Source organism: Paraburkholderia sp. BR13439 (genome assembly GCF_040948805.1).
In the GTDB taxonomy this organism is placed as follows: domain Bacteria; phylum Pseudomonadota; class Gammaproteobacteria; order Burkholderiales; family Burkholderiaceae; genus Paraburkholderia; species Paraburkholderia youngii.
The window spans coordinates 1-5,646 of the sequence record NZ_JBFPKN010000076.1 but is presented as its reverse complement, the minus strand read 5'-3'; the positions used below and the strand labels follow the sequence as shown (position 1 = coordinate 5,646).

3 protein-coding genes and 1 pseudogene are annotated in these 5,646 nt (G+C 56.6%); 3 read left to right on the top strand and 1 reads right to left on the bottom strand.

Annotated elements, in window-relative coordinates; genetic code table 11:
- The 3 genes from AB3X96_RS41860 to AB3X96_RS41850 form a co-directional block, all read left to right on the top strand.
- On the top strand, positions 1–303 hold a 303-nt coding region (locus AB3X96_RS41860), incomplete at its 5' end, for an integrase core domain-containing protein (protein WP_368594327.1).
- 12 nt (positions 304–315) lie between these two features.
- Complete coding sequence (locus tag AB3X96_RS41855; RefSeq protein ID WP_176112316.1) at positions 316–603, top strand: hypothetical protein; 288 nt, start codon at positions 316–318, stop codon at positions 601–603.
- A gap of 81 nt (positions 604–684) precedes the next feature.
- Positions 685–2,418 (top strand): carbamoyltransferase, encoded by a 1,734-nt coding sequence (locus AB3X96_RS41850; protein ID WP_368594326.1) that lies wholly within the window; start codon positions 685–687, stop codon positions 2,416–2,418.
- Between the two features lie 85 nt (positions 2,419–2,503).
- Here AB3X96_RS41850 and AB3X96_RS41845 read toward each other — a convergent pair.
- Positions 2,504–5,460, bottom strand: a pseudogene (locus AB3X96_RS41845) (Tn3 family transposase).
- Positions 5,461–5,646: the final 186 nt, after the last annotated feature.

Sequence of the window (5,646 nt, the reverse complement as noted above, 5' to 3'; positions counted from 1 at the left end):
CACAGCGACCGGGGCAGCCAGTATTGCAGCGGGCTGTTTCAGGACACGCTGAAAGCATATGGCATGCGTTCGTCGATGAGCCGCCGTGGCGATTGCTGGGACAACGCGCCGACCGAAAGCTTGTGGGGTTCGCTGAAAGTCGGTCGCCTGCATGGTCGGCACTTCGCCACACGGCGCGCGGTGATGGACGAAATCGTTGATTGGCTGGGTTTCTACAATGCCCATCGGCTACACTCGACGCTCGACTACGTCAGCCCTATGACGTTCGAGAAGAACTGGCTCGCTGCCCACCGAGCCGCCTGAATTCCCTCGGCTATGGGATACGTCAAATCCACGCCGACAATGATAAGCCGCAGCGAGCTTACTTATGAGGAAATCGATGAAAAAACTGGTCAGCCGGCAAAATGCACTGGATTTTTTCCAGTTTTTTCGAAATTGCATTTTTACAAGAAAATTTCAGTTGACCACTCGTCATCCATGACCAGGGAATTTTTCTCTGGCACCAGCGAGGAAGCAACAGCCTCGGATTTCATAGATTTCCTGGTGGAAAGTAGAGATTTTGACGAGCGATTTCCTCTAAACGAACGCTGGATGTGTTGCTAGGCATTGTTCCGGTAATCAATGCATCGTCGAGATACTGGTCAGTGAAGTATTGAAGTAGCCTCAACCTTAAAGGACTCCAAGATGTATGTACTTGGTATTAACGCCGCTTACCACGAATCTGCCGCTTGTCTTATCAAGGATGGGCAAGTCGTAATGGCGATCGAAGAGGAGCGTCTAAATCGCATCAAGCATGGGAAACTCGCCAGTCCCGAGACGACGGGCGAGTTGCCATGGCTCGCGATCAATAAGTGTCTCGAGGCTGCGGGCATCACGCTTGCCGACTGTGATCACCTCGGTTACTCCTTCAGCCCTGAAATTCTTCAAGAGGGCGTGGCACAATGGCGAGATACGAACGACACGCCTCACGTGTGGCCGCTGGAGAAGGATAGCTACCAGACAATCGAAGGGGGGCTGGACTTCATTGATGGGGTGCTGTCCGCGCGCAGGCAACTGATTGAGAACGCCGGATTCAGGGGGACCTTCCACTTTCTGCCGCACCACGATTGCCACGCCGCAAGCGCCTTCCACGTGTCGCAGTTCGATAAGGCCGCGGTGCTCGTGATTGACGGAATCGGGGAATGGGCGAGTACTTCGCTGTACTACGGAGAGGGCACGCAACTGCGCAAAGTGCACGATTTTATTTTTCCGAATTCACTCGGGTTTGTGTGGGAGAAGCTGTCCAAATATCTTGGCTTTAGCCAGTACGATGCGTCCAAGGTCATGGGTCTCGCCGCCTATGGCGACGCTACCAAAACCATTGACCTATTTGCGAAGATTGTGACTAGCAAGCAAAACATGAGCGTCGATCTGGCCGTGCTGCGTCATGAATCGCCAGACTTCTCTCCGTTGGAGACGCTTTTCGGCCTGCCAAGGCGCTATGAGCCTGTGGACTTCAACGTCGAGAACTGGCAGGCCTACGTGAATGTCGCAGCTGGCCTGCAGTTGCTGACCGAACAGGTGCTCCTAGAAATCCTGCGTCGTTTCGATTATCAAACCCATCGCAACTTGTGCATGGCCGGGGGCGTCGCGCTAAATTGTGCAGCTAATGGCGCGATTGTGCGTGAGAAGCTGTTCGACAATATCTTTATTCAGCCGGCCTCCAACGATGCTGGCACCGCGATGGGGGCTGCATTCCTGATTTGGAATCAAATGCTTGGTCGGCCGCGGGACTATGTGTTTACGAACGCCTACCTCGGCCCGAGCTACACTGACGATGAAATCGAGGCGGTGCTTTCTCGCACGATCCTGAACTACAACAAGGTGGAAGTTGCGGGGAAAGCCGCGCAGCTTATCGCTGATGGCAACATTGTCGGTTGGTTCAGTGGTGGGATGGAGTGGGGGCCGCGTGCGCTTGGTGCGCGTAGCTTGCTAGCAGATCCACGCAACAAAGACATCCGCGAATTGATGAACGTCAAGGTGAAGCATCGCGAACTTTACCGTCCGTTCTGTCCAAGCATTCTCGGAGAACGTGCAGAGGAATGGTTCATCGGAAGTACCGACGTGAATGCAGGAAAGTACATGCTTACGACGTCAGTGGTCCACCCCGAAAAGGCGGGTGCGATCCCGGCAGTCGTTCATTTTGACCAAACTGTACGTGCGCAGACGGTTTATCGGGAGGATAACCCTGAGTACTACCGCTTGATTTCTGAGTTCGAGGCACTCACAGGCGTTCCGCTGCTGCTAAACACTTCCTTCAACGACTCCGAGCCGATTGTGTGCAGCCCTCAGGACGCCATTAATACATTCTTGAAGACTGACATCGACTACCTCGTGCTTGGCAACTACCTCGTTGAGAAAAACCCAGGTTACACCTGACATCTGCCCTGAGACCTGGCCGTACATGGGGTTGTAAGCCGGAACCGCAGAAATTTTGGAATGGAGGTCCCTTGATTTCAGGTGGTTAGAGAAGGTCGAGACCCGCAAGCATGGCCGCGATGTCGATCGGGTTCTCGTTGCGAAACGTGTAATGCCCGAGGAAGTGGATGTGCCGCCACGCCACCGGAGAAATCTTCTTCAGCATCGCGAGCGCCTTCTCATTTCCCTCCCGTTGGTAGCGTTCAGTTGTGAGAGCAGTACCGAGTTGAAGGCGGTCACGACATTGGCCAGCAGCCGGCCGCACTCGTTATTGATCGCAATGTCGTGATCGGTCTTGCCGATCAGGTGCTTTCTGCCACTGACCTCGGCGATGAAGCCGCGCAGCGCGTGATACGCTTCGATCCGGTTCTGCGGACGATGGACGTTGCGCTGCAGTTGCGGGTCGCGCATGTAGCGCAGCGTGTAGATGCTGCGCACGAGTTTACCGAACTCGAAGACGGCACGGCGCGTGCGGTGATGTGGAGACAATGCGCAAAGCTTGCGAACCAGTGCCTGCTGGCTCATTTCCTTCATGCTGAGTGACGCGATGATCTGTTCGAAGACACACGGATCGTCGCAGATGGCGGGCAAGTCGATCTATCCAGCGGGTTTGATCAGGAAATTGTCGTCCTGCTCAATGTCGTCGCCGCAAAACAGATGTTTTAGCTGTGCTTGCAGGTTGGTGAAGCGCGGCGCAAAGTCCATCTCGAACCAGTACATGGCCGCGAAATTCATCTTGTTGATGCTGTGCATGTCTCCGGTGATAATCGTCGGCGCGATATCGGTCGTGTTGTGGTAACTGATTGGTGAGGGAGGTAAAGGCGACGACTCCCCGTTCGCGACCGAAATATTTGCGCGAGTGCCTCGCCTTTGCGGTCGGAGTGGCGGCAGCGAACTTCTGTCCGTCGATGGCACCGAAAAGTGCGCCAAGATCGGACGAGTAGTACTCGAAGATCGGTAATTGTGCGATGAAGTTGGCAACCCGGTCGTTGGCAGCCCGCAGTGTGGCCAGACGGCAGTACTGGCGATATGTTTCGTCGAGTGTGTGATACGGGATATCGCAGGTCTGGACATGGCGAGATTGCCGAGATTGGTGGCCTGCGCAATAATCACCGCCATCAAGCTGTCCGCGTCGGCGATCTTCTTCGCGTAACGGGGTTGCAGGGGCGTCATCGTCAACAGGAAGCCGCAACGCTCATTCACAAACCGGATGATGTCGGCAATGTCGCGTAGCGCGCGCAGCTTCGCGTAGAAGCTTTCCTGCTGTGTGGCGTTTTTGTCGGCCTTGGGTTTGCGCCACGTCAGGGTGCTGTGTTGCGCGTCGTAGTCAAGGTGTTTGAGCTTGCCCTGTCGCAGTTCATGGTCAAAGCGCTGCCAGAGTTTGCGAAGCTCGTCGCACAAGGCGGCAACGGTGACTTGTACCGGTTGGTGCAACTAGGCGAGATCCAGTTTGTCGAGCACGGCTGCCGTACGATCGGCAGGAACAAGATGGTCGCTGAACTGTCGATGCTGGGTACTGTCATTCAGAGGCAGATCGCCGCTATCGATGCGTTTGCGCAGTTGCCGGTAGACCCAGAATTCATAGCGATCGCCGCGAAGGGCTGTGGGCTGGCCCCGGTCGTCAAAGGTGAGCAGATACGGGCGCAGTCGCTCCGGGATTGTATTGGGAGGAATGTCGTCGATCGGTTGTCGGTCAAGGCGCTGCCGGCGAGCGAACACCCCTCGCATCCAGTGCAGGGCCGCAAGCCATGGATCGTCGTTGCGTGCGCTCGAAAACTGGAGTGTCGTCGCCTGCGGCCGGAGCCGCGTGCGAATCTGCCCGGCGACCTCGTCGACGGCCTGCCAGCGCAGCTCCATCTGGCTGAGGGGCTTAGTGCTCAACAGGCTGGCGACCTGCTGCAGGTCAGCCTTGGGCAGGATGCTGAATGCCTGGTGCCGCACGATTCCGAACGGCGTGACATTGTCGAGCGAGTCATCGACGTAGAGCTGCAGGAGCCTGCCGACCTGAGGTGTATCTTTCTGCCGCTGAAGCTTGGCGTGAATGAAAGCGTGATCGGCACTGGCCTTGCTGTCGTCTTCGAACTTCTTCGTGTGATGGCGCAGGGCATCGACGAGATTGTCGTTCAGCTGCCGGTAGCGCTGCCAGGCGTAGCACAGCAGGTACAGGAATGACTGCCCGGGTTGCGGCTGACGTAGGTCATAGATGGTATAGAAATGTGCCAAGCTCGCGTAATACGCGATATTCTGCTGTGAGATACCGAGTTGGGGCAGGATGGGTCGGGCGGCGTTGTAGACGGGTTCGAGCGTGGCGCGCTTGCGGCGCTCGCGTCCCATCATGTGAGGTCCGAAATATTTCGCATCCTGCTTGATAGCAGCGAGTTCGGACAGCGACTCGTCGCGTACGAGCAGGCCTTGTAGCGAGGCCTTGACGTCATCGGTGATTTGCGCCTCGATCAGCGCGGCCAGTCGTTGCCGTTCTTCACGCTGCGCGGTACTGATGATCGTCTGGAAGGTGGTATGACCCGGCCGTACGATATGTTGCTGGTTCAGCCAGATGATGAGTTCGGTGACCACGTATGCGGGTGTCACATCGCGCCGTACCAGTTGTGCGGTGCGTTGCGTGAGTGACGGGCTGTCGTGCTTCGACCAGAGGCGAAAGCGGAACAGTGAAAGGATTTCGCGTCGCTGCGCGTAGATTTCCGCAGACCGGATGAGTCTTGGCGAAAGCGCCTGTTGAGGGAAATAGCGTTCGCGCAGGTATCCCGCATCCTCCAGCGGAAGTTCCGTAAACGTAAAAAACGCCCGCGTGGCCTTGAAATAGCCGGTTTGCAGCAGACAGAGTATTTGTTCGTTCAGGCCGCGGCGCCGTTCCGCTAGCGCCAGTTCGTCGGCGGTCAAGGCAAAGTACCCCGCGCGCTGGAAATCATCGAATTCGGGGCGGTCATAGAGCGCTTGCCGTTCTGCTTCGGGCAGCAGGGCGAGATGGTCGTTGTGGGCGCGCATCCAGAGGCGGAAGAAACTGAAAGGGCGCCAGTTTAAAGCGTGACAGACCAATAATTGATATTGAACTAACCCGCTGACGCGGGAGGAGGCGGTTGGCTGGCGACTTCGACTCCGGGATCATCCGCAGGGCACATCCGTTCGAGTGGGACGATGGCAGTGCAGTTTGCTGTCCTGACCATTCAGAGC